Below are 24,025 nucleotides of genomic sequence, written 5' to 3'. Positions count from 1 at the left end.
TATAAGCGAAACGATTATTACCTTTCAACTTAACCTCAGCATTATCTCACGACATTCTTGTTTGGTTTTTCCAATATTAAAGTCCGTTGAATGCCATTAGTAGGCAGAATAATTCATTCTCCTAGTGGCTCATACTGTTGTGTGAGGTAGTAGAAAAATAATCGTTTGTACCAATAGTTCTAACACTGTAATAGAGGGTATTAACATGAATCTGGGAGCACGAGTTGCTTTGCCTGCTTTGTTATTTAACGTATCGGCTTTTTCATCACAATCCGACAACACCGACAATAGCAATGAAGTAAAATATATTGAGAAAATTACGGTTGAGGGATCAGCAACGGCGAATAAAATACCAGTGGGCACATTTGGCTCACCCATTTCAAACCTGGAATATGATCCACGTGTTGATCTTCAGTCTCGCAATATGGCAGAAGCTCAAGCTGATGTGACGATCCGTGGCGGTATTTTTGAAAATACCGGCTTTAGAGTAGGCAGCGCCACATTATTTGATCCGCAAACGGGGCATTATTTTGCGGAAATTCCTATCGCTCAAGAAATGTTAAGTGACGCCAGTGTGCTGACTGGGGTCGACAATGCGCACCTCGGTGTTAATAGCTCAGTAGGTACTGTTTCTCGCTACTGGTCCCGCATAAATACGTCAGGTAGCGTTTCTATTGGCGCAGGTAATAACAACGCAAACCTACAACGTATTCACAGTGGTATGACGTTGGCACTGGATGACGTTAAAGATTGGACTCTGGGTTTTGAAGGTGAATTTTCTCGCTCTGAAAGTGACGGAACGATAGAAAATGGCGATCACCAATTTCAGCGCGTCTCTGGTCGAATTCAGTTAGTTGGGCCGTCATCACAAACCGACCTATTTTTAGGTGTTCAAGAAAAGTTCTTTGGGTGGCCAAATATGTACACTCCCTTTAATGTCAATGAAACGGAAGATCTTAGAGCGCGGCTATTAATATTTAATCATAAACAACATTATGCTCAAGACAGCACATTTGAAGTGTCAACTTACTATCGTCGTCATAACGACCTTTATATTTTTTCCCGTGAAAATCCTGATATATTCCAGGCATTTCATGAAACGGATGTTACCTCGATAGCACTTTCCGGTCGCCATGCAAAAACAGCAAGCTTTGCATTGAATTATTCAGCTCAATTTATGGCAGATGGTATTGAGTCAACTACCCTTGAAAATAACTTTACCTCTCGTCATTATTACAAGCTCAGTGTATTGCCTGAATACCAAATAGACCTAAAAAATAATCAACAGTTAACGTATCGCCTCGGCGCTACTTTTGACGACACTAATCGAGATAGCTCCAAAACATCCCTGATTGGGGATATCACGTTGAACACCATAAATGCTGACGATACCTCTCACACTGTTTACCTTTCTTATGCCCAAGCAAGTCAAGTCGCGGGTTATACGGCTATCGGTGGCAGTAACACCGGAGGGTTATTCAGAAGTAACTATGAACTTGAGCGCGAAACGACTAAAAACATTGAATTAGGCTTGGCATTAGACCAAGACACATGGCGTCTTGATTCTGCTATTTTTTATCGACAAGATGACGATTTAACCGATTGGACTTATAGTTTAAATTCAACTTCTGCGCGTTCAGCAAATCCAGTGGACATCAAAACGTTTGGTCTTGAGTTACTTGCCATAAAGCGTTTAGACAACACAGAAATCATTACTAGTTATACCTTTCTTAAAAAATCTGAAGATTATGGCACTGCTGATATCGATGCTAGCTTTTATGCATTGAACTACCCAGATCATCGCGTCACATTAGGCGTTGTATGGCGCCCTAGCGACATGGTTGAAGTCCGCATTGATAACGAGTGGCGTAAACAAGAAGAAAATACGTTACGAAACGGGCCAGACGATGCTTTATTCACACACCTTACGTTAAAGATAATGCCATCGCAGTTTAAGGGACTAGATATTATGCTTGCAGCAGACAATCTTTGGGATGAATCTTTTGAGGAGATCCCTGGCACTCCGGGCCGAGGAGAACAATACACCATTAGTGCCACATACCACTGGTAAAATTTAGAAAGTTATTTGCATTAACCCCGACTTATTGGTTGGGGTGATTCATGGTCAAATTTGCCTTAACAGACTTTTATGCTAGTGCTGTCTTAGCTGCCCCGCAGCGAGTCATGCTGGCACCACTCGTTGTAACATCTCGTAAAAAACATTCTTCATCATTTTATTCTGAACCGTGCGCTTTATGTGCGTCGTTTTCATTAAGTCGCTACGGTTATTTTTTCTAATTTTTCCAGCGCCACTAGTAACTGGTTTCTCTGAGCGGCAGTTTCAACTGTACGTTTTGAAAGATGACTAGGGTGCTGCTCTCGATCTAGCCAAAACTTACCAGAGACTTGACTCGCTTCTGTAGCAGCGGCTAGCCAAGTAATAGTATCCGCGCCTTGCTCAGGCGTACGCAGTAAACACTTAGTCACTTTATAAAACTCTGGCAAAGCATTGACAACCCCAGGCGTGTCTACCCAGCCAGGATGCATTGCATTGACGCTTATATCATCACCTTGCCAGCGCTTAGCCCATTCTTCGGTCAAAATCATTAAGCCGCGTTTTGCTCTTGCATATGCAGTAGAGCCTGAGTATTCACCGCGCTGGCTTTGTAAGTCGTTGACCTGAATTTTTTGCGAGTACATTCCGCCCGACAGTACATTAACAACTCTTGCTGACTCAGACTTTGCCAGTAATGGATGCAATCGTTCACTAAGGATATAAGGCCCAAGTAGCAACAAGGCAAAACTCTGCTCTAAACCTTCAGTGGTTTGTTGGCGAGGATTAAACAAAGCGCCGGCATTATTAATTAATATATCAACCGGTTTACCTGCTTTAAGTAAACGGTCTGCCAACGCATGTACATCTTTCATTAGCGACATATCGGCAAACTCTATATTGATCCGAGTATTACCAGTTTGCTCTATTAATTCACGGACAACTTGTTGAGCTTTGTTTTTATCACGTACTACCAATGTTAACTCTGCGCCAAGTTCAGCCAATTGTTTCGCAGCTGCCAGACCAATACCAGAAGTGGCACCTGTTATGACTGCATGGCGATCATTCATATAAGCCGACAGTGCGCTCCAGCGCTTACGAGATGTTGTATAACCCAAGCGAGTAAATCGCCAGACGCCTGGCAGTATTAGCTTGTCGGCGACTGCCAGAACTTTTGACGCCTTGGGAGCAGTGAAATTGTCTTCTAACGCTTTTCTTAAGCCTTCAAGCGCAGTGTTGCCAACCCTATCCATTACCCCAGGATTTAATCGACTGATAATCGCTACGGGCGCTGGGAAGCTAAAATTAGCGATATAACGCACCTTGGTACCGGTATCGGTAGTAGTAAATACAATTTCTTCTACGGCTGTAAATAGTTTTGAATCGACCGACATTAGCAGGCGCTTATTAGCTTCAAATTCAATAATTTCGTAGTACAGACTAAAGCCTGCTTTCATGTCGATCTGATAGCGACTGCCAACGCCGGGTTTCCCACTAGATAGCTTCGAAGCTTTAGCTACAGCAGGATCCCATTGCTCAATACGTGAGAACTCACTCACGTAGATAAATACCTCATGGAGCTTGCGTGTCACTTCAATAGTTTTATCTAGAGTAATAATATTGTTCACTTTACATTCCGTCGTTAACAGATAGTTTAAAAATACACCGCGAAGGGTATTTTAGTTCAGCGATGAGTTGAATGATGTGCGGCGACTAAGAAAGGAAGTATGCAGAGGGATCAACTGGCTTGATTCACAATACTCTTGATCAAACGTCCGATTTGGTGTCTGAGCTGCAAGTCTTGTTTTGCGCGCTTTCGAGTGTGGTAAGTAATAAAACTAACAAATCCCAGATCCCCTAATTGAAATGGCGAAGTAATATTGAATAGCTTCGCCATTGTTAATTATTGACATAAATACATCACCTATTTTAGGGGCAAAATATAGTTGGCTAAAATGAGTGGCCAAGGAGCAAAAGCCTACTTGAGTTTATCCCAGTTAAACAGCTTGTTATGCTGGCTTTGTTGCCTTAAACATCACCTTTATTGCTTTTTATTAAATGGGATATTCCCCAAAATAAAATACCGGCACCTGAACAAGAAAAGAAAAAAAACAATGCGAGTCCAAGTGGTGACCCCCAATTTAAAACACTATAAACATCCATATCTAACTCCATAATATAATATCGAAAAAAACACCATAAGATTGAATAGCTATCATTTTTAACACATTATTCAAATTGTTAAAAATACAAGCCTTTAACCTGCCCTGCCGCATACTCTCAACACAAATCGCAGTCAGTATAACGCTTTACTAAGCGCTAAAAAATGACTAGCTACAATAACGATGAACGAGCAAAGCCATCTGTTTGTGTGCGTTTAACTAACTTGTTATATGTAGACTAAACATTCTGACTTGTTGTGCCTGCTGCAATGACACCTGTTGCCACAATCGCTTGCTGGGCTGCAATTTGATTTGCTATGACTGCACCATTTTGATTTTCGCTGGCTATTATACAAGTGCTATACCCAAAACCCTTCAAAGTATTTTCCCATACAATCAAACCGTCTAAAGAATTTAAGCAAAAAAGGTGTCCGCCTGAATATGCGAATACCTTTTCATCTTCATAATACACATTCGTAATAGTTGAACTTTTCAATTTGGTTGCCCAAAGTTGTTCACCATCTTTCTTATTTATACAAACAACATGACTCTTAATTCCCAAGAATAATTTATTCATAAATATCTCCATTCAAAGAACAGTATATAACGCCTCACTAGGTGGTAAATAATAGTCGGCTATAATCGTGAAGCGATGGCCAATTGTTATTTTTCCTGCTTGAGCAAATTATTTGGCTTTTAAAAAAACCAACTAGTTGGATTATCAATAGCCTTTTCCTCGTCAAGAGCTTTCATGCCTTTGACTGAACGAACTATTAGCCAAACCACCCAAAGCAGAAGCAAAAACCAACCAATTAAGATTACAGATAAAATTGAACCAAAAAAATAAAAAGAGCGCCAATCCAAAAAGTTCTAATTTGAAATTGATAATGTGTTTGTACCCATTCAGGTGCATCGTCTTAATTGATATAGGCCATCACAACGCCAATGATCCCAGTTATACCAAAAAGTAAGCTAACCAAATAAAGTATGTAAACTATTTTGGCAGCCCCTTTCGTTGCAGGGCTATTTCCCACTGCTACTTTACTCATCTATTTTCTCCTTTAATTGCGATGAGTTTGAATTAATTTCTAAATTTGATAAAACTATAACAGCTTGTAATATCGCATCAAAAATATAAAAATCATGAGAAAAATCATACAATAACAAAGTAAAAAAAGACATTACATTTGAAGTAAAACATCGACAGCCAGTCAGTTTCAAGTCACAAATATACTCATCATAATCAATCGAAAACAGTTTTTGGGCTACTCGTTATTATAGGTGTCTGGTTGATGTGTAATTTGGTTCTGCCCCCTTTTATTAATTTTATTCTCAAGCAAGGCTAATAAAGAATTGGCTGAAGGTTTGTTTAACATTTTCACCCTCTTCATTTCAAAATTTCAAAGCGAATAACTGATTTAACACCCTAAATCTATCTTAGCAACATTATCATTTACTACAGAACAATTACCAGAAGGCAAAGCGCTAGGAACATATCGATTTAAATTTGGATCATATAATCCAGTTTCCAGAAAAATTGTTAGCTTATCAATTTCTTCATCGGTCAAGCCAATAGCCACAAACCGGGGGTCTAAGGTGCCAGCAGGCAAAACTTTTTGTGCAACAGCGGTATTTTTATAAGCTATTACGTCATGTATTGAATTGAAAGATGCTCCATGACCAAACACATTAGTGTCAGCTAAATTGTATAGTTGTGGCACTTTGAATTTATAATCATCTGCTTCTTCACCGGTAAACCCTCCGCGTCCACGACTATCAGCATCTGCCACTGTGCCCGTTATTTGTGGGTTGTTAGGATCAAAATCGGCAAAGCCAACCGAGAAAAACATCTCTTCCTCGGTTGCTCTTACATCTGAGCTGAGTCCCGGACCTTTATGGCATCCAACGCAACCTGCTTTACCAAAGAAAAGTGTAGCACCCTTAATTTCTTCTAAATTCATTTTTTCTTCATCACCTTTTAAATACATCTGAAAAGGTGATTGATTTGCTAAAATTGTACGCTCAAACGCTGCGATAGCTTTACCGGCATCTACTGTCGCATCATCGGTTCCTTGAGGAAAAGCGGCTTCAAATAGGGCTATATATTCAGGATTGGTTTGAACGATAGAGTCATCACTGGTTTTTAATCTGTGCACACCTGTGCCGGCAATAGCTTGGCTCTCGACACCTGATAATTGACGTGTATTGACTGCTTTTGGGGTACCTTGGGTAGAAAGTATTTCAACAGCAATAGCGGCATTAACAATACCATCAAGAGCATTCCCAAATTGACCATTCCATAACATAACATCTTGGAACGCCACATTGAGAACTGCTGGGGACGTTAATGGCTGAACATCTGGAATAAATTTTGGGTCTTCAGACGATTTATCAAAACCGTCTGCAAAGACGCGACCTTCTCCTGTTAACCCAAAACCCTCTCCACCTTCACCTATACCTTGAGGGATACCCGCTTTAAACCCTGATGCTGCATGATGGCAACTTGCACAAGACCAGGTACCAGAACGGCTCTCATTTACTCCTTCAGTTGCCAAAGCTGTTTCATGATAAAGCATTTGACCAAGAGCTATTTTTTCTGCAGTAAGTGGATTACTCATATCTTGAGGAATATTATCAAAATCGTCGCTATCTGGAAGGATAAAAGCACTCAAGCCTAAACCTGACGACTCTTCAACAATCGTTTTTTTCAATATTTCAGATGCAGTAAGCTCTGCAGTAGGAATGTTAACAAGTTGGTCATTATTATTGTTTTCGCTGCCACAAGCTGCGATAACAATATTTATAAATAATAAACTGAGTATTTTTTTGATGGGTATATTTTTTATAATCATAGTACTAAAAAATTAAATAGGTTAGTGTCAAATAAAGCTAATTAACCAGCTTTTCCCAATTGGTTTTCTACATCCTAGAGCCTTAACTCTTTTTTATATTCTTAAATATTATATATCTTCTTACATAACACTATTTATGACCTAATACCACCCCCTTAATATTCGCTTGTCTGATAATCTCCAAAATTTTACTTACAACATAATAATTAAACAAAGCTTGGTAAAATAATATCTCCTGTGTTTTGCCTAATGCATTACATTGATAACTGGACTAGGAATAATCCGCTGGGTCCTGAACTTTACTAGCCCAGACAGGGATTCATTTCAATATAACGTTACAGCTCGATTATGTAGGTTTCTGGTTGCACTAAGCATGACCTAAATAGTCCTTCCTACAAGGTACCCAAACGATTATAACGACGGTTAAAGTACTGAACGTATTACAGACTAGGTCCCAATATCGTTTTCGAAACCGAGAATTGACGATCTGGCGAACACAGAATGTGAACGGGGTTAGTCATTAAAACTCTAGCATGAATAGCAAAATAGAATTTATCGGTATACTCCTTCAACCATGTGATACAGGTTTTCATAGCACCATCATCAACAAAGATCACTTGCCGGTTGTTAATTCGTTGAATAACGTGTTCCGGCACATCCACCACCGAGTCTCTTGGCATAATGACTTAGTTGATGAGTTTCAATTAATTTTAGCCTTTAATTTGGAGCTGTTAATCCTCTAGCCAGCCTCCTGTTTTAGTTTGGTTAAAATACTTACAGCATAAGTGGAAATTAAACTAGGAGGCTGAGATGTCATATTACTCCGGCATTGATATACATTCAAACAATCACGTTGTGGTTGTTATGGATAAAGATGATAACAAGTCGGTGGATAAGCATATTGTTAATGATTTGGATACAACCAGTTCATTACTTTCACCCTATAAAAATGAGCTGAAGCCCTAGCAGTCGAATCAACTTTTAATTAATATTGGCTAACCTTTGGGTTTATCGAACATGGCTGGCTAGAAACACCTGATGAACAACTGGCGTTTATCGCTAAATTTAGCAGTGACGATCCTAATGCCATGATTCAATACACCTTAAAAGATATAAAAAAAATGCCGGAGATGTTTGCGAAGTTACATTCGACTTGGCTTACAGGTGATATGCAAGATATGGCCGATGTAGGCATCACACCTTTTAAAGCTGACTACCCCATTATTTATCAAAACTTGCTGGTAACACCCAACAACAATTGGTTACCTAAGATTGTGAACATGCTCGATTACCACCCCACAGAATTTATATTGGTTGGCGCATTGCATCTTTCAGGGCCTAATAGTGTATTAGCAAAACTCAAAGCTAAAGGCTACAAAATCTAAAAAATTTAAACGGTAATCAAAATACTGGACATTTATACCTGTCTTTTTAAATTTGCTCACCCTCTATCGTTTTTTTTGCGATAATCACCTATTGATTTGACAATACTGACAATAACGAAACCTATGATCGAAACCTGCGATAGCCCCGGACTCTTACCTATTCAATCTGCGATTTCCACTATGCTAAACCAAGTTATTCCAGTTTTAGAAAGTGAGCAAATAGAATTGGAAAATGCATTGGGCAGAGTGTTAGCCATGAATGTGGTGTCCAACATTAATGTGCCACCCAATGATAATTCAGCCATGGATGGTTATGCTATGCGCTGCGAGGATCTGATAGGTAACAACCCACTACAATTAGTGGGCACAGCTTTGGCTGGTGCACCTTTTAAACATAAAGTGTTAGCTGGCCAATGTATCAGGATCATGACAGGTGCCGTTATCCCGCAAGGGGCTGATTCTGTGGTAATGCAAGAAAACACAGAAACTCAAGACGGTTTAGTTATTTTCAAACAAATACCTAAATGGGGTAACAGCGTTCGAAAAGCGGGAGAGGATATTCAGCAAGGCAGCGTTGTGGTAACCAAAGGCACTAAGCTCACCCCAGCCTATTTAGCATTAATTGCTTCTGTGGGTATAGCTGAAATATCAGTCATTCGTCATATCAAAGTAGGTCTAATTGCTACGGGTGATGAATTAACGCACCCTGGTCACCCTCTTACCGATGGCGCTATCTTCGAGAGTAATCGTTATGCACTTAGCGCATTACTCACAACATTTCCCGTTGTTCTGTTTGATCTTGGCATTGTCAAAGATGACAAAGACGACCTCAAAGCCGCTTTTGAAAAAGCGGGTAATCATTGTGATTTAGTGTTGTCTTGCGGTGGGGTATCGGTTGGTGATGCCGATTTCGTAAAAGAAATTTTGGATGAGCTGGGCTCTATTAATTTTTGGAAGGTGGCGATTAAACCTGGCAAACCTTTTGCTTTTGGACAATTGGGTAACGCTTTCTTTTGCGGGTTGCCCGGTAACCCTGTGTCGTCTTATGTGACATTTGAGCAGCTAGTTAAACCGGTATTACAAAAATTAAGTGGTCAAACATATTTACCTGCACCACATTTTGTTGCCAAAGCCGCCAGTCTTATTCGTAAACGCCCGGGACGAACCGATTATCAAAGGGGGTTATTCTACCGTGACGAACAAGGTGAACTTTTGGTGAAGCCCAATGGCAAACAAGGTTCCGGTATCATGAGTTCCATCGCCCATGCCAATTGTTATATGATACTAGAACAAGATACAGGAGACGTTCAAGAAGGTGAGGCAGTTAACATACAGCCGTTTTGAGCCAGTTGCCACTAGACAAGATAGACGAACAAACTAAGAGCATATTTCTTCACATAAAATAATAAAAAATTAAACGCTCTGTTCTCTTTCTTCCGTAACTATTGCGCGCGGCACACAGTATTCTCTGTAATTAGAAAAACTTTCGTTTTCAACAACAATAAGAAGTAAGATTTGTGGCATTTAAGAAAGAATTAAGAACAATTTGTCATCTAGCGTGGCCTTTGCTGGTCGCGCAAATCACCCAGACCTTGATGGGGGTGTCAGATACAATTATGGCAGGCCGTTATTCAGCAACCGATATGGCAGCGGTGGCAATAGGGTTTGGTTTTACTCTGCCGATAATCGTGTTTATTCAGGGTATCACCCTTGCACTGCCAGCCATCATCTCTCGTTTTAATGGCTCAAAACAGTTTGATAAAGTGGCTAACTATACTCATCAAATGGTGTGGCTAGCCTTGGCTTTTTCTATTCTTGCCGTGTTATTTGGTTTTGTATTTGAACCTTTGATGCAATACATCCAAATGGATGAGGATTTACGGCGTATTACCATTGACTACATTCATTATATTTTGTACTCGATGCCTGCCTTTGCTTTGTATCAAGTACTCAGAAATTACTGCGAAGGATTGTCTATTACTAAACCTAGCATGCTCATTATGGGTATTGGTTTATTGGTCAATATACCGGCTAACTATGTATTAATTTATGGAAAGTTTGGCCTCCCAGAAATGGGCGGTGCCGGTTGTGGTGTGGCCACAGCCTTAGTGTTTGTGGCCATGTTTATTGCTACTTGGTTATACACACTCAAGTCCAAAAAGTTGGCAAAGTATGACTTGTATACCAAGCTATATCGCCCACATTATCAAAACATGATGGAATGTATGAAATTGGGATTACCCATCGCTATGACCATACTATTTGAAGTCACCTTATTTGCAGCAGTGGCCATTTTACTTGCGCCTTTTGGTGCCATTGCGGTGGCATCCCATCAAGTGGCACTCAATTTTTCTGCATTGATGTTTATGATCCCCCTAAGTATTGGAATGGCAACCAGTATTCGTATTGGGCATTTACTTGGTGAGCAAGATCCTCAACAGGCAAAAATCGCGACAAAATGTGCTTTCTTTTTGGGTATCAGCATTGCTGTTTTCACCGCCTGCCTAACTGTTATTGGCCGTGAGTTTATCGCTAAGTTATACAGTATTGACCCACCTGTGATTGAGTTGGCATCAGGTCTTTTATTGTTGGCTGCTATGTTTCAATTTTCAGACGCAATTCAAGTTATATCAGGCACTGCGCTGCGCGGTTACAAAGACACAACAGCTATGTTCTATTTAAGCTTTATATCTTATTGGGTAGTCGGTATGACAATCGGGTGTGTGTTGGGGTTAACTGATTGGATAGTGCCTAAAATGGCTGCCGCAGGTTTTTGGATAGGCTTTATATGTGGTTTAAGTACCGCAGCGGTAACCTTAGGGCTACGGCTCAGGTATATTCAAAAAAGACCATTCCAGCCCATTAACCTTTAAATAGGAAACAGTATGCAGTTATTGGATATCGCATTTCGCCCTAAATCTAGAGCCCCGATGCAAAGGAAGGTAGAGACTATGGTAAGCAAAGTGGCGGGCATAGATGGTGACTTTAGAGGTAAGCCAGGCAAACGTCAGGTGACGGTAATGAGTATTGAACAGTGGAAACTTGCTTGTGATGAAGTAGCTACCACACTTCCATGGACAGTCAGGCGAGCTAATTTATTGGTCGACGGCGTTAGTTTTGATGCAACTATGGTCGGTCAACAAATCAAGATTGGTCAATGTATTTTGTACGTCACTGGTGAGACTGACCCTTGCCCAAAAATGGATGCCCAACATCAAGGGTTAACCCAAGCCCTCGTACCTGATTGGCGCGGCGGTGTTTGTTGTCGCGTCATTGCCGATGGAAGGATAAAAGTCGGCGATAAAATGATGATCATTTAGTCAGTCGAGATACTAAGATTTTGGTCTTTCTTTAAAATCTATTAACGTGATCATGTATTTGGGTTTATTATTATTGAAGTTATTCACTTACTAAGTTGAAAATTAATGATGAAACTCTCTTATTTACTTATCGTTGTATCCGCCTTTGCCTTTTCACCACCAAGTCACGCCGAAGGTTGGCTCGATTCTATTAAGAGTATGTTTGGTATCCAAGCAGAAACACCTGCCATACCAAACATAACAGATATGATTAGCTCGGTCAGCGAATCTGTCGGCATCGATGAATCTCAAGCAAAAGGCAGTTTAGCGTCTGTCTTTAATTATGCTAAAGAAAACATCTCTGCTGAACAATTCAGCGGTTTAAGTGATTCACTTCCTGGCCTCGACTCCTTATTGGGTGCAGTACCAGATATCAGCGGTATGACGCCTGAAGGTGGATTAGGCGGATTGATGGACAAAGCAGCCAATTACAATACTTCGTTAAAAGCAGTCAACGACTTAAAAAAGCAATTCGAAGCATTAGGGTTAAGCCCAGAAATGATCATGCAAGTTGTAAATGGTGCCAAAGCATACTTACATACAGATAAGGGTCAAAAAATCAAAGAGCAATTAATGAAAGGCTTAAACACCTTAACTCTATAATATTTAAATGGGCTGACTACTTATAGCTAGCCCTTTTTACATCTAATCATCTGATAATTAGTCAGAATTCTTTCTTAATACATATCTACATTAAAAAAAAACAAAAATATATTTGTCCAATACCAATATTCGAACCACAGTTTATAAGAATTAATCCACACCTTTAAGGGAACACTATGGACTCCGTTGAAACGCAATTACAAACCTTCTATGACAAAGCAATTACTTTAGGCACAGAATACTCCACCCAATTCATACTTGCGATAGTCTTACTGGTGGTTGGCTTGTGGGTAATAGGTAAATTGAGTAATGGTGTTAGACGTAGTGCAGTGAAAGGTTTACCAGACGAAACCTTAGCAAAATTTCTAACCAATATTTTTGAAGTGGTACTAAAATTATTATTGGTGATCAGCGTCGCATCGATGATCGGTATTCAAACTACATCGTTTATCGCTATTTTAGGTGCCGCAGGTTTGGCCGTGGGGCTTGCTTTTCAGGGCAGTCTGTCAAATTTTGCGGGTGCTGTGATGATCTTAATATTCCGGCCATTCAAAGTAGGCGACTACTTAGGAGCACAAGGTTTAGAAGGTGTAGTTACGGACATTGGTATTTTCGTCACTACCTTTATGACCTTCGACAAACGCATTATCATAGTCCCCAATGGCCCTTTAGCAAATGGCAACATCATTAATTACACAGCAAGTGATGTCAGGGCGGTTGAGATATCCATTGGTATTTCTTACTCTGATGATATCGCAAAAGACAAGGCAGCAATGGAAGCGCTCTTAAAAGCGGACTCAAGAGTATTACAAGACGAAGGCAATGTAGTCGCTGTAGTTGATTTAGGTACCAGCTCAGTTGACTTTTTAGTCAGAGCTTTCGCAAAAACCGATGACTATTGGGATTTATTCTTTGATATACGTCCAGCACTTAAGGCTGCAGTTGAAGACGCAGGTTTGACTATTCCATTCCCGCAACGGGATATACATATGATCCAAGAAAGTGCTCAAGACTTAGGTAATCCTTAACCTTAATCATTCAAAAAATAGGCGTATTCAAAGCTTAGACTCACTGAGTATTAAAAGTGATATTCGCCTATTCAATTTGATTGAGTATTGCTTATCAGCAACAGTAAAAGAAGAGCATTGTTTGTTATTTTGGGTTGATAATTTAGAAGGCAGGCTCTTGTTGAAATAACCATTGAACGGCTTCAGTAAATTCTGTGCGCCAGAGTTGTTCGTTGTGTTCGCCATTAGGCACACGTTTAAACAGGGTATTTTGCCGAGGATGACCTTGATGTCTGAGTTGCCGCTGCATTTTATGGGTATCAGCTATCATGCCATTCCCTTCATTGTCGCCATACATTACGTATAAACGAGCATCCAATCGGACTTTTTGAAATTGAGTGAAAGCAAACACATCTTGCGAATACCAATAAGATGGCGAGAAGATACCCGCTTTACTGAAAACTTCTGGATAAGCATGAACCCCGTAGTGTGAGATCAATCCGCCCATAGAGCTACCCATAATAGCAGTGTGTAACCGGTCTGCTTTAGTACGAAAATTGGTGTCTATATAAGGTTTAACGACTTCTACAATAAAGTTCATATATTGCTTACCTTGTGCTTCGCCAAAACGTTTATTTTCCCATGGTGAAAGTTCAGTCATACGGAATTTTGCAGCATTATCAATTCCTATAACTATTACCTCAAATCCCATTTTTGCAGCAAGTTGGTTGAGTGACTCATCTACTCCCCACTCCCCTGCCAGTGCAGTCATATCATCAAATAAGTTTTGCCCATCATGCATATAAATGACAGGGTAACGTTTGTCTGAATCTTGATAACTGGGTGGTAAATACAATCGAATAATGCGCTGTCTATCTAGTTCTGGCATGATAAATTGGTAAGGCAACACTTGAACATTGCCAGTCGAGGTGGAGGTTTTTTCCGGCTCACCGCAAGCGCACAAAAACAAAGCGAAGATTAATAATATGCTTCTTATAATTAGCTTCTTACTCATAACTGCATCACCACAGATTGCATCAGCACTTCACTTAACGCCATTTCGCCTAATTCTAACTCAACTATCAGGTTTATCTGTGTCCCAATTAATAAATCCACGCCTAAATATCCCTTGTAGTTAATTTTAATCTGCCAAGCGTTGCAGCAGTTAACTCAATAGCAAGATTGATTATGCGCTGGTCTGCGTAACCTTCAAAATAATGCAACATACGTTGCCCAGTATTTTAATGATTTTCTTAAATTTGATAGCAAAACCCATCTAAGCCTTTTTCTAACACATAAAGTGCAATATCTCAGAATATATACTAAGAGTCTGGCACCTTTAAATTTGACTTTAATACAAAAAAAATACTAGATGTTGTTGAATGCCAAGTTGTAAATATTACTCTGGTACATTTACAAAGACATAACTATCACGAGGCTTAACGCCATAATCCACTTTAACATTTTCGTGCCGATCATTGAAATGAAGTGGGATTAGAAAATATGCATGACCGGCCCATTTGGCTGGTGAACCATTAAACTGTGCATCTGTTAATGTTGATGGTTCTTTTTTAAGCACAGATTAACATGCAATATCAGTTACCCAGATAACAATAGACAAAATATTGTTATCCCACTTTGCTAAATTTGTTTAAAATATTTAAATAATTCCATCGATAACGCTCGCTAAATCCTACCCCTAAGTACAGTTGGCTAACACTAGGTTGCATACGTATTGATAGCATATTGTTATTCCACATGAGGTAATCAGTTTTTTAAATCAGATCGTTTGGTGAACATTTAGCTGTTATCATCGTGTTCTAATAATAATTATTACCCATAAGTGACAAGCTAAATGAAAATATTAATCCGAAATCTTGATAGAGAAACCACTGAGCAAGAACTAAAAACTGCTTTTGAAGCACATGGTAAAGTGCAATCTAGCGATATAGTCAAAGAAAAATCTAATGGTTTATCTAAAGGATTTGGATTTATAGAAATGCCTAAAGCTGGCGAAGCAAAGGTCGCCGTAAAAAATCTTAATGACAGTATGTTAGGTGCTAACAAAATTAGAGTTAAATACGCTGAAGAAAAGGCTGATACTCAAGCTAAACCAAAAACCGATTAGCTCAAAAAATTGCAAACGAATATACTTAAAAGTACGCTTAGTGGTTGCTATCTATTTTTTATTTGATTGTCAGCAAACCGGTCTCACTGATGGCAAGCATTAAGACATTGGTGTTTATGGCTTTTATCAACAATTTTGATCCCTATCAATAAACAACACGACCCCTTATCCACTTCACCTGACTTTTCCCTTATGTTAATGCCTAGTCTAATAGCAAAAAAGATAAGGCATCAACATGAAAACGTTAATTTTGTTTACCTCAATTATTTTACTTTTTGTTATGGCTTCTTGTAGTTATGGCCCTGATTCCCCTAAAGGCTTTAGTTTACCAGAAGGAGATATCGCAAAGGGTGAAAAGGTGTTTATGCAATATAAATGTCAGGCTTGCCATGCTTTAAAAGGCTATGAAGATGAATCGCTAATCAAAGAGTTTGATACGCTAGTCCCATTAGGTGGCACCTCCGCTATAATCAAAACCTACGCTCAGTTAGTGACGTCTGTCATTAACCCTTCCCATAAATTTGCACCCAGAAACAAGTCTATTGAAGAAAAACTCATTAATGATGATGGGAGTTCAAAGATGCGGTTATTTAATGACGTTATGACAGTGCAGGAACTGATTGATTTAGTCGCATTTTTGCAACCTAAGTATGAGGTTAAACCAATTACTTACACACATTATGGCCAATATAGAATGTTGTGACACGGGTATCTTTATGTATCAAGGGACTCAGATTAGTGCTGATTATAATTCAAGAAGTTAAATTCTTGGGAGGGTAACAATGAAAACACCTAAACGAATATTAGTGGTGATAAGTGGCCGACATACTGAACACCCAGCCTTAGAGCGGGCACTAAAATTTGCCGAATTTGATAACGTTCATATCCATTTATTTAACTCAATTTACGAACCGGTCATGGAATTAACCGATGTATTGTCCAGTGAACATCGTAAAGAAATGAAAAGCCAATATATGGCAGATAGGTATTTATATATGGATACTATTGCCGAAAATTTGGATCAAAAAGGTATCAGTTGCAGTGTGAATGTCGCTTGGCATAGAGAGTTACATGAAGCTATAGAAGAAATAGTTGATGAGCTTGAACCCGATTTAGTCATCAAACGAATTTCGGCCGACGCATCTAATATCAATCCTTTTACCATGCCAGTTGATAGACATTTGCTGCGTTATTGCAAAGCCCCTCTTTTGCTCGTGAGAAACTCAAATTGGGTGAACAAACCGCTACTGGCAGCCATAGACCCCACTGTCCTAGACCAAAAGCACATCGCACTCAATCACAACATACTCGAATATTCGAAAATGCTTGCAGATGTGACTAAAACTCAATTACACAGCGTCAGCGCCTTTGAGACGCCCAATATGGCGCCCTCTATGGATGTAGGTTGGTCTAATATCGATTTTGAGAGCATTAAAGTTGAGACCACTAAAGTTCATAAAAACAAAATGGAAACCTTGCTTAAAGAACATGATTTGTTTACGTGCCCCTACCACGTGTTAGAGGGCCGAGCGGACATCGCCATACCTAAAATTGCAAAGAAAATTGATGCACAATTGCTTATTTTAGGCACGGTTGGCAGAACCGGTTTATCAGGGGCATTCATCGGTAATACAGCGGAGCATGTTTTAGCGAATATGAGCTGCGATATATTGACCCTAAAACCAAACGTATAACTAGCATTAAGGCATAAAAATGCAAACCATAAAAAAAATTCTGGTTGATATTGACCCTGATAAACAAGATCAACCTGCACTTAGCAAAGCATTACACTTTGCTAAACAACAACCTATTATTATTAAGTTATTAAGCTGTCTGTATTATCCCTCTGTACTGGCCAGTCATTTTCTGACCCCAAAACAACGAGAGAAAACCCAGGCTGTGATTATCCAAATTAATCAGCTCAGACTCAACAAATTAATTACGCAGCACTCTCAAAAAAATGTGACTTATGAGACTGAAGTGATCTGGCATTCACCCATTTATCAAAGCATATTAAAAGTAGTAGACAGCTTCAAACCTGAATTAGTGATAAAGGCGACTCATCAACATAAGGTCATAGCAAGGCGACTGTTTACACCGACAGATTGGTATTTGCTTAAAGCCTGCCCAGTTCCGATTTTGTTAGTTAAAAATCATAAATGGACTAAAAACACTTCTGTAGTAGCGGCGATAGATCCTGAACATCATTTAAACAAAAAAAGTGAATTAGACAAGAGTGTTCTAAAAGCAGGCTTTTCCATGTCCTCCAGTCTGGATATGCCTTTGCATGCCCTGCACTGCTTTGATCCCAGTTATTGGGACATCTTACTTGAAGCATTGAATAAAAGTGGCATGTGGGCAGATGTATTTTCTATTGACGAACATCATAATGAATCCATGGTACTTGAACAATTAAGGTATCAACATAATATTAAATTTGCCGAAGAATGCTCTGAATATGTGCCTAACAGTGAAAATCAGCATATTGTTTCCGGTGACATAGACCGTGTAATGCCACAAACATTAAGGCAACTTGACGCTGGCATTTTAGTATTAGGTACCACCTATAGAACGGGTTTACTGGGCAGCACAGCACAAAGGCTCATCGAATCAGTTGACTGTGACTTGTTGGCGGTTAAACCCAAAGACTTCGAAGCACCGTTTCATTGAGTGATCATCCAATCGATTAGAGAATGTAATCAATCGATAATACTTAGCGCTATAAATGGTGCTAAATTAAATACAAAGATAAATAACTTAAAAAACCCCATGCCACAATAGTTGATCACGTCGAACTGTTGTTCGGTTAGCTCAAACCATTTTCCATGCATCAAATGCAACCAATTGTGACCTAAACTGAAAACAACAAACCATATCAACAACATCGAATAGTTAATCAGTGTGCACCATGCAAAAAAACTAGCGAATTCTGAAGTAAGCATAATATTGTCCTGTCACATGAAAATTTGGTAGTCTCAATACTAACTATTTTGAACTATTAGTTATTGATCCACATCAGGTTCGATGTGAACCACTACGTCATGAATATCAAACTTATCAGCTAACACACTCTCAATTTTATCGGCTATTTGGTGAGATTCGAAGGTACTAAGATTGGAGCAAACAGTCACAGTGACATCAGCTACCTGTTCTTTCCCTGTATCTCTAGAACGAATATTACCCACATTTATTACATCTGGAATATTGTTTACAGCGGCTTTTAATGCTTCTGGCGGATAACTACTGCAATCAACCAACACAGGTATTGCCCTTTGAAAAAGTTTGAACGCTAAATAAAAGATGATGCTAGATACAATTAATGCGAATAAAGTATCTATCCAATAGTATCCACGTGCCGCTAATTGCCATCCGACAATCACCACTGCGCTGGTCAACACATCACTAAAGGTATGAGTGGCATCTGCAAGTAATATTTCTGAAACTAACCGTTTAGCCCAATAACGTTCCCAAAACGTCAAAGCTATATTGATTACCAGCGAACAAATTAATATAACCAACCCCAGCATACTTTGCTCAACTGGCTGCCCAAAACGTTCGACAGCATTCACGATCACTTCAAACGCTACTATGGTTAACAAAGACGCGAGGCCAAACACGGCTAATTGTTCAAATTTTTGATGACCATATGGATGAGAACTGTCGGCAGGTGATTCAGCTATTTTTACTACTAACCAAGCAAAAAGATTATTTGCCAAATCAGTAAGGGAGTGCACCGCATCGGCTATCACTGCTGCTGAACCTGTCATCAGCCCAACCGTCATTTTGCTCGCAGTGATCAGTGCATTTGCACTCCCTTCAATAAGCAAAACCTTTCTAACGTGCATCTTTTCACCTTTATTAACTACAATATACATTTTAGTCAAAACAACGATATCAGCTTAACTGTTAAATTAATTGATCAAGGTCAATGAGCAAGTTAGTGTATTTTTTTAGAATGATATTAAGTCCTATGATCAGAAATATTGTGATCATCACGCTAACTCTGATATGTGTAAGGTCGACCTGTGAAAATAGCTTTTTTTAATACTAAACCTTATGATCAGGAATACTTTGACCGTGTAAACTTTGATGGTACTCACCAGATACGTTATTTCTCCTCACACTTAGATTTAGAATCCACTTCGCTTATCAGTGATGAAAAAGTGGTGTGCGCTTTTATTAACGATAATTTAAATGCGCAGGTGTTACATAAGTTGAAGGATAAAGGGATTGAGCTTATTGCTCTTCGCTCAGCGGGGTTTAATCATGTAGATATGGCCTGTGCGCAACAACTTTCAATGCATGTAGTGCGCGTTCCTGCGTACTCACCTTATGCTGTGGCAGAGCATGCGGTGGGTTTGTTGTTATGTTTAAATCGAGGCATTCACCGTGCACATAATCGCATACGTGAAGGGGACTTTTCATTGCGTAATTTAATGGGCTTCGACTTACATGGTAAAACAGTTGGGGTAATAGGCACAGGGAAAATTGGTCAAGCTTTTACTAACATCATGCTGGGTTTTGGCTGCAATGTGATTGCTTATGATTTGCTTCACAATGAACAGTGCATTGAGTCTGGAGTTAAATATACCTCCCTCGACAACCTGCTTAGTCATGCTGATGTTATTTCACTTCATTGCCCACTTACCCCTGACACTTATCATTTGATCGATCAAAAAGCGTTGGCAAAAATGATGGATGGAGTCACTATAATTAATACCAGTAGAGGCAAACTAGTTGATACCAAAGCCATCATAAATGGACTTAAATCGGGTAAAGTAGGTTTATTGGGTCTAGACGTCTACGAAGAAGAAGAAGCGTTGTTTTTTGAAGACTTTTCTGCCCAAGGTATACAAGACGACTTGTTAGCCAGATTAACAACCTTCCCAAATGTCATTGTTACCAGTCATCAAGGATTTTTTACTCAAGAAGCGATGCTCAATATCGCGCAAACTACCCTTTCGAATATCAGTCAATTCGAACAAGATGGTAGCGCTCAAAATGCGGTGCTTTGAGATTTAACGTTAACTGATTAGTATCAATATAAACTAGCCAGTAAAAAGCATACTCAACTTCAGCTTATTGGAGACGATTATGACAACGACCAAACATGTTCAACGGTATGAACAACTAAAAGTGCTCAGTGCGAACCTCATATCAGAAATACCGGAGGTTATGACTGGCTTTGGAGCATTACATTCTTCAGCAGTTTCAAAAGGTGCACTGGATACAAAATCAAAGGAATTGATTGCTCTGGGTATTGCCATAGCAGTGCATTGTGATGGGTGTATTGCTTTTCATGTTCATGATGCATTAAAAGCAGGAGCAAGTAGGCAAGAGACATTAGAAGCAATTGGTGTAGCTATTTTAATGGGGGGCGGACCGTCCATGGTCTATGGCTGTGAAGCTTTAGAAGCCCTGAATGAGTTTGAGCAAAAACAAAATCCACCTATTTAACTCTGTCGCAAATAGTTCAGGCAACCGCAGACTGTATGCAGTTGAGTTGACGAATTTTTGCTCCAAGTAAATTATGAGGTACACGTTCAAGTAGCAGATACTGATGCAGTTTTCTAAAATCTACAAACTTGACGCGGCGTTTTTCTACCTCAATTATATGTTCATTGTGTAACTGAGTGAGTAACCGACTAACAGTCTCAATCGCCATGCCTAAATAATTGGCGATATCCACTCGAGTCATGCTCAAGTCAAACACCTTGCCAGATAACCCTCTCTTTTCAAATTGTGAAGACAAGTCCAATAGAAATGAGATGAGTCGCTGTGCAGAGTTCATGTTGTTTAAACTAAGTAAAAACTTGTCTTCATTATTGAGGGCATGACTCATGCCCTGCAGCAAGTTAAGTCTGATGCTTGCTGAATTCGCCATAGCCTTATCCAACTCCCCTAAGCCGATACGACACACACTGCTGGTTTCCAAGAACTTTATCGATTGAGCATGGGAGCCATTATCAAAACCATCTAGACCAAGCAAATCACCGGGATAATGAAAACGGCTAATTTGTTCATGACCACTATTATCTGACACTGAAGATTTTGCTGACCCGCTACGCAAGATAAAAATAGCTTCAAATGTCTGGCCAGACGCAAATAGTTCGTCTGACTTATGATATACCTTATGAGAACTTACTTTTGGCTCTGCTTTAGTTTTATCAACTAAACTAAAGCATATGCCAGGCATGTTACAGTATTGGCAAAGTGAAGGTTGTTGGGTTTTATTTATAGGCATTTTACAATCCTTGAAGGTAGGTCAAAGGCTAATTTCCTTGCCATTGATATAAATCAAGGTTAAATAATAAAGATTAGTTGAAAGCTGGGGTATTCGCTATTCTGCGTAATTTACTTCGGTAAGTACTTATATAAACACACCGACTTCTGTGCTGAGGTCCTAAGTTATGTATCACTGTCTTAACAACCTTGCTGGTTATCTCCTTTGTTAAGCATGTCTTTGGTCACTAATACAATACCATCTTGGCTGATACGAAAACCCCGTGCAATGTCATGTGCTTTGTTTATCCCAATACTCATTCCTTCAGGTATTTGGCAGCCTGTATCAATAATTGAGCGATTAATTTTAACATGCTGAGCAATATCAACTTGAGGCAGGATCACTGATTTTTCAATTTTACTATATGAGTGAACATGCACATCTGAAAATAACAATGATTGACTAATTTCAGCACCAGAAACAATACAACCACCTGACACAATCGAGTCCACTGCATAACCACGACGGCCATAATCATTAAAAATAAATTTAGCTGGAGGTGATTGTTTCTGATGTGTCCAAATAGGCCAATCTTGATCATAGATATTTAGTTCTGGAGTGATTGCAACAAGGTCCATATTGGCCTGCCAAAATGCATCTAAGGTTCCCACATCGCGCCAATACGGAGCAGATTGTCCATCATCAGAACAGAATCTAAACGCCATCACATGATTAGTATTAATTGCAGCAGGAATAATATCTCTACCAAAATCATGCAGCGAGTCTATGTTTTTAGCATCCGCAATTAGTTGCTGAATAAGAAATTCAGTATTGAACACATAATTTCCCATGGATGCCAGCGTGTATTCAGGTTTGTCTTCAAGGGGACAAGGTTTATCAGGTTTATCATGAAAATTCGTGATCCGGTTGTGTTCATCCACGCACATCACACCGAAGGCACCCGCCGCATCGATCACTGGCACCTCGATGCAAGATATCGTCATATCTGCTGCACTTTCAACATGTTGGACTAGCATATCTCCATAATCCATTTTATAAATATGATCACCTGCCAGCACAACAACATACTTAGGTGCATGCTCACGAATAAACTCAATATTTTGATACAGCGCATCCGCCGTACCTTCATACCAACTGGGAGAATATTGCTGGGACGCAGGTAAGAGCTCAACATATTCACCTAACTCTCGGTTTAAATGCCCCCATCCTCGCGACAAGTGACGTATTAACGAATAAGCTTTGTATTGGGTCATGACCCCAATCTGCCTAATCCCTGAATTAATACAATTCGACAAGGGAAAGTCAATTACTCTGAATTTCCCACCAAAATGAATTGCAGGTTTAGCCTGATATTGAGTTAATTCACACAATCGACTGCCTTTACCTCCTGCAAGGATCAAGGCTAATGTATCTCGTGTGATCTGACTAACGTAACGTGAGTTGGAGGAGATCATAATGATTACCTAATGTTAGTATTACTGATAATTTCTGCTCAAATTTTAATTGCCAACACATCACACTTCACACCATGCAATACACCATTGGCAGTGGAGCCTAGTAATAACTTCAAACCACTTTGGCCATGAGTACCCATAACAATCAAATCAGCCTTGACACTTTCGGACAACAAATGAATTTCATTAACTGCTGAACCAATAGGTGCATATACTTGTTTGTCTGGGATACAGTGCGTTTTGGCCAGTTCTAATAGTGTTGCTTTTGCAGTTTCTTGATTATCGTTCACAAAATCTGAACCTATACCAAGCCCATATGAATCGAAGTAAATCTGTGGAAAAGTCACGTAAATAAGACTAATTTGCGACGGATTTTGTGCAATATCCAGCGCTCGATCTAATACAGGTTTGTGCTCAAAAAAAAGATCTAATGCAACTAAAATGTTTTGATAACTATCCATATTTAATTTACCTGTTAAACGAAACTCTAGCTTTAATTAGGAGTGTTTTTAACTTGCTTACTTTATTTAGACTCAAAGACACTAGGTAACATTGATCTATATCAAACTGTCGATTCACAGGCTAAATAACATTAATCCGTATTTGATTTAAATCTAATTAGGTTGGTTAGAATTTAATATTTAGAATTGAACTATCATATAAGTTCATGTATTTTGCGAAAATACGTTATTTAAGCCTGTGTGCTTTCTCTATTTCCTGTACACATAAACTATAAATCAGTAGGTTATAAAGATATTTAGGGAATATCATTGATAAT

25 protein-coding genes are annotated in these 24,025 nt (G+C 39.3%); 14 read left to right on the top strand and 11 right to left on the bottom strand.

Annotated elements, in window-relative coordinates; genetic code table 11:
• Positions 1–205 precede the first annotated feature (205 nt).
• Positions 206–2,071, top strand: coding sequence for a TonB-dependent receptor (locus tag Q0Y52_RS12455; protein ID WP_297822024.1), 1,866 nt, complete (start codon positions 206–208; stop codon positions 2,069–2,071).
• Between the two features lie 200 nt (positions 2,072–2,271).
• Here Q0Y52_RS12455 and Q0Y52_RS12450 read toward each other — a convergent pair whose 3' ends face one another.
• From Q0Y52_RS12450 to Q0Y52_RS12430, 5 genes are all read right to left on the bottom strand, one after another.
• Complete coding sequence (locus Q0Y52_RS12450) at positions 2,272–3,681, bottom strand: SDR family NAD(P)-dependent oxidoreductase (protein WP_297822022.1); 1,410 nt, start codon at positions 3,679–3,681, stop codon at positions 2,272–2,274.
• A 772-nt stretch (positions 3,682–4,453) separates the two neighbouring features.
• Positions 4,454–4,792 carry a PQQ-binding-like beta-propeller repeat protein gene (locus tag Q0Y52_RS12445; protein WP_271863599.1) on the bottom strand — a complete coding sequence of 113 codons (339 nt, stop codon included), beginning with the start codon at positions 4,790–4,792 and terminating at the stop codon, positions 4,454–4,456.
• Between the two features lie 340 nt (positions 4,793–5,132).
• Positions 5,133–5,264 carry a hypothetical protein gene (locus Q0Y52_RS12440; RefSeq protein ID WP_297822019.1) on the bottom strand — a complete coding sequence of 44 codons (132 nt, stop codon included), beginning with the start codon at positions 5,262–5,264 and terminating at the stop codon, positions 5,133–5,135.
• Between the two features lie 369 nt (positions 5,265–5,633).
• Positions 5,634–7,067: a cytochrome c peroxidase gene (locus tag Q0Y52_RS12435; protein ID WP_297822016.1), complete on the bottom strand. Its 1,434-nt coding sequence runs from the start codon at positions 7,065–7,067 to the stop codon at positions 5,634–5,636.
• A 440-nt stretch (positions 7,068–7,507) separates the two neighbouring features.
• Positions 7,508–7,747 carry a transposase gene (locus tag Q0Y52_RS12430; RefSeq protein ID WP_297822014.1) on the bottom strand — a complete coding sequence of 80 codons (240 nt, stop codon included), beginning with the start codon at positions 7,745–7,747 and terminating at the stop codon, positions 7,508–7,510.
• A 130-nt stretch (positions 7,748–7,877) separates the two neighbouring features.
• Here Q0Y52_RS12430 and Q0Y52_RS12425 point away from each other — a divergent pair, with 130 nt between their 5' ends.
• The 7 genes from Q0Y52_RS12425 to Q0Y52_RS12395 all read left to right on the top strand — a co-directional run bounded on the left by Q0Y52_RS12425 (position 7,878) and on the right by Q0Y52_RS12395 (position 13,442).
• A complete protein-coding gene (locus Q0Y52_RS12425; RefSeq protein ID WP_297822011.1) occupies positions 7,878–8,033 on the top strand; it encodes a hypothetical protein in 156 nt (51 codons plus the stop codon).
• 44 nt (positions 8,034–8,077) lie between these two features.
• Positions 8,078–8,452, top strand: a complete 375-nt coding sequence (locus Q0Y52_RS12420; RefSeq protein WP_297822408.1) for a TraB/GumN family protein — start codon at positions 8,078–8,080, stop codon at positions 8,450–8,452.
• Between the two features lie 123 nt (positions 8,453–8,575).
• Entirely contained in the window at positions 8,576–9,796 is a 1,221-nt protein-coding gene (gene moeA / locus Q0Y52_RS12415; protein ID WP_297822009.1) for a molybdopterin molybdotransferase MoeA, read from the top strand.
• A gap of 173 nt (positions 9,797–9,969) precedes the next feature.
• Positions 9,970–11,325, top strand: a complete 1,356-nt coding sequence (locus Q0Y52_RS12410) for an MATE family efflux transporter (RefSeq protein ID WP_297822007.1) — start codon at positions 9,970–9,972, stop codon at positions 11,323–11,325.
• A gap of 12 nt (positions 11,326–11,337) precedes the next feature.
• A complete protein-coding gene (locus Q0Y52_RS12405) occupies positions 11,338–11,772 on the top strand; it encodes an MOSC domain-containing protein (protein ID WP_297822005.1) in 435 nt (144 codons plus the stop codon).
• A 105-nt stretch (positions 11,773–11,877) separates the two neighbouring features.
• Entirely contained in the window at positions 11,878–12,414 is a 537-nt protein-coding gene (locus Q0Y52_RS12400; protein WP_297822003.1) for a DUF2780 domain-containing protein, read from the top strand.
• Between the two features lie 176 nt (positions 12,415–12,590).
• Positions 12,591–13,442, top strand: coding sequence for a mechanosensitive ion channel domain-containing protein (locus Q0Y52_RS12395; RefSeq protein ID WP_297822001.1), 852 nt, complete (start codon positions 12,591–12,593; stop codon positions 13,440–13,442).
• A 142-nt stretch (positions 13,443–13,584) separates the two neighbouring features.
• On the opposite strand, the gene Q0Y52_RS12390 is transcribed toward Q0Y52_RS12395, so the two are convergent.
• Positions 13,585–14,436, bottom strand: a complete 852-nt coding sequence (locus Q0Y52_RS12390; RefSeq protein ID WP_297821999.1) for an alpha/beta hydrolase-fold protein — start codon at positions 14,434–14,436, stop codon at positions 13,585–13,587.
• 840 nt (positions 14,437–15,276) lie between these two features.
• Here Q0Y52_RS12390 and Q0Y52_RS12385 point away from each other — a divergent pair.
• From Q0Y52_RS12385 to Q0Y52_RS12370, 4 genes are all read left to right on the top strand, one after another.
• Positions 15,277–15,549, top strand: a complete 273-nt coding sequence (locus Q0Y52_RS12385) for an RNA-binding protein (RefSeq protein ID WP_297821996.1) — start codon at positions 15,277–15,279, stop codon at positions 15,547–15,549.
• 235 nt (positions 15,550–15,784) lie between these two features.
• The gene (locus tag Q0Y52_RS12380; RefSeq protein WP_297821994.1) at positions 15,785–16,252 is read left to right on the top strand and encodes a c-type cytochrome; all 468 of its coding nucleotides are present in this window, start codon (positions 15,785–15,787) and stop codon (positions 16,250–16,252) included.
• Positions 16,253–16,331: 79 nt separating this feature from the next.
• A complete protein-coding gene (locus Q0Y52_RS12375; RefSeq protein ID WP_297821991.1) occupies positions 16,332–17,243 on the top strand; it encodes a universal stress protein in 912 nt (303 codons plus the stop codon).
• A gap of 19 nt (positions 17,244–17,262) precedes the next feature.
• Positions 17,263–18,219 (top strand): universal stress protein, encoded by a 957-nt coding sequence (locus Q0Y52_RS12370; protein WP_297821989.1) that lies wholly within the window; start codon positions 17,263–17,265, stop codon positions 18,217–18,219.
• A 29-nt stretch (positions 18,220–18,248) separates the two neighbouring features.
• Here the strand turns inward: Q0Y52_RS12370 and Q0Y52_RS12365 are convergent, their stop codons facing one another.
• Positions 18,249–18,491: a DUF6868 family protein gene (locus Q0Y52_RS12365; protein ID WP_297821987.1), complete on the bottom strand. Its 243-nt coding sequence runs from the start codon at positions 18,489–18,491 to the stop codon at positions 18,249–18,251.
• A 60-nt stretch (positions 18,492–18,551) separates the two neighbouring features.
• Complete coding sequence (locus Q0Y52_RS12360) at positions 18,552–19,394, bottom strand: cation diffusion facilitator family transporter (RefSeq protein ID WP_297821985.1); 843 nt, start codon at positions 19,392–19,394, stop codon at positions 18,552–18,554.
• A 180-nt stretch (positions 19,395–19,574) separates the two neighbouring features.
• Here Q0Y52_RS12360 and Q0Y52_RS12355 point away from each other — a divergent pair, with 180 nt between their 5' ends.
• Positions 19,575–20,564, top strand: coding sequence for a 2-hydroxyacid dehydrogenase (locus tag Q0Y52_RS12355; protein WP_297821983.1), 990 nt, complete (start codon positions 19,575–19,577; stop codon positions 20,562–20,564).
• Positions 20,565–20,643: 79 nt separating this feature from the next.
• Positions 20,644–21,006, top strand: coding sequence for a carboxymuconolactone decarboxylase family protein (locus tag Q0Y52_RS12350; protein WP_297821981.1), 363 nt, complete (start codon positions 20,644–20,646; stop codon positions 21,004–21,006).
• 16 nt (positions 21,007–21,022) lie between these two features.
• Here Q0Y52_RS12350 and Q0Y52_RS12345 read toward each other — a convergent pair whose 3' ends face one another.
• From Q0Y52_RS12345 to Q0Y52_RS12335, 3 genes are all read right to left on the bottom strand, one after another.
• A complete protein-coding gene (locus Q0Y52_RS12345) occupies positions 21,023–21,793 on the bottom strand; it encodes a helix-turn-helix domain-containing protein (RefSeq protein WP_297821979.1) in 771 nt (256 codons plus the stop codon).
• A 179-nt stretch (positions 21,794–21,972) separates the two neighbouring features.
• The gene (gene glgC / locus Q0Y52_RS12340) at positions 21,973–23,247 is read right to left on the bottom strand and encodes a glucose-1-phosphate adenylyltransferase (RefSeq protein ID WP_297821977.1); all 1,275 of its coding nucleotides are present in this window, start codon (positions 23,245–23,247) and stop codon (positions 21,973–21,975) included.
• Between the two features lie 38 nt (positions 23,248–23,285).
• Positions 23,286–23,708, bottom strand: coding sequence for a universal stress protein (locus tag Q0Y52_RS12335; protein ID WP_297821975.1), 423 nt, complete (start codon positions 23,706–23,708; stop codon positions 23,286–23,288).
• Between the last annotated feature and the right edge of the window lie 317 nt (positions 23,709–24,025).

It is taken from the genome of uncultured Paraglaciecola sp. (assembly GCF_943787955.1).
GTDB lineage: Bacteria > Pseudomonadota > Gammaproteobacteria > Enterobacterales > Alteromonadaceae > Paraglaciecola.
This window is presented reverse-complemented; position numbering and strand designations above follow the sequence as displayed.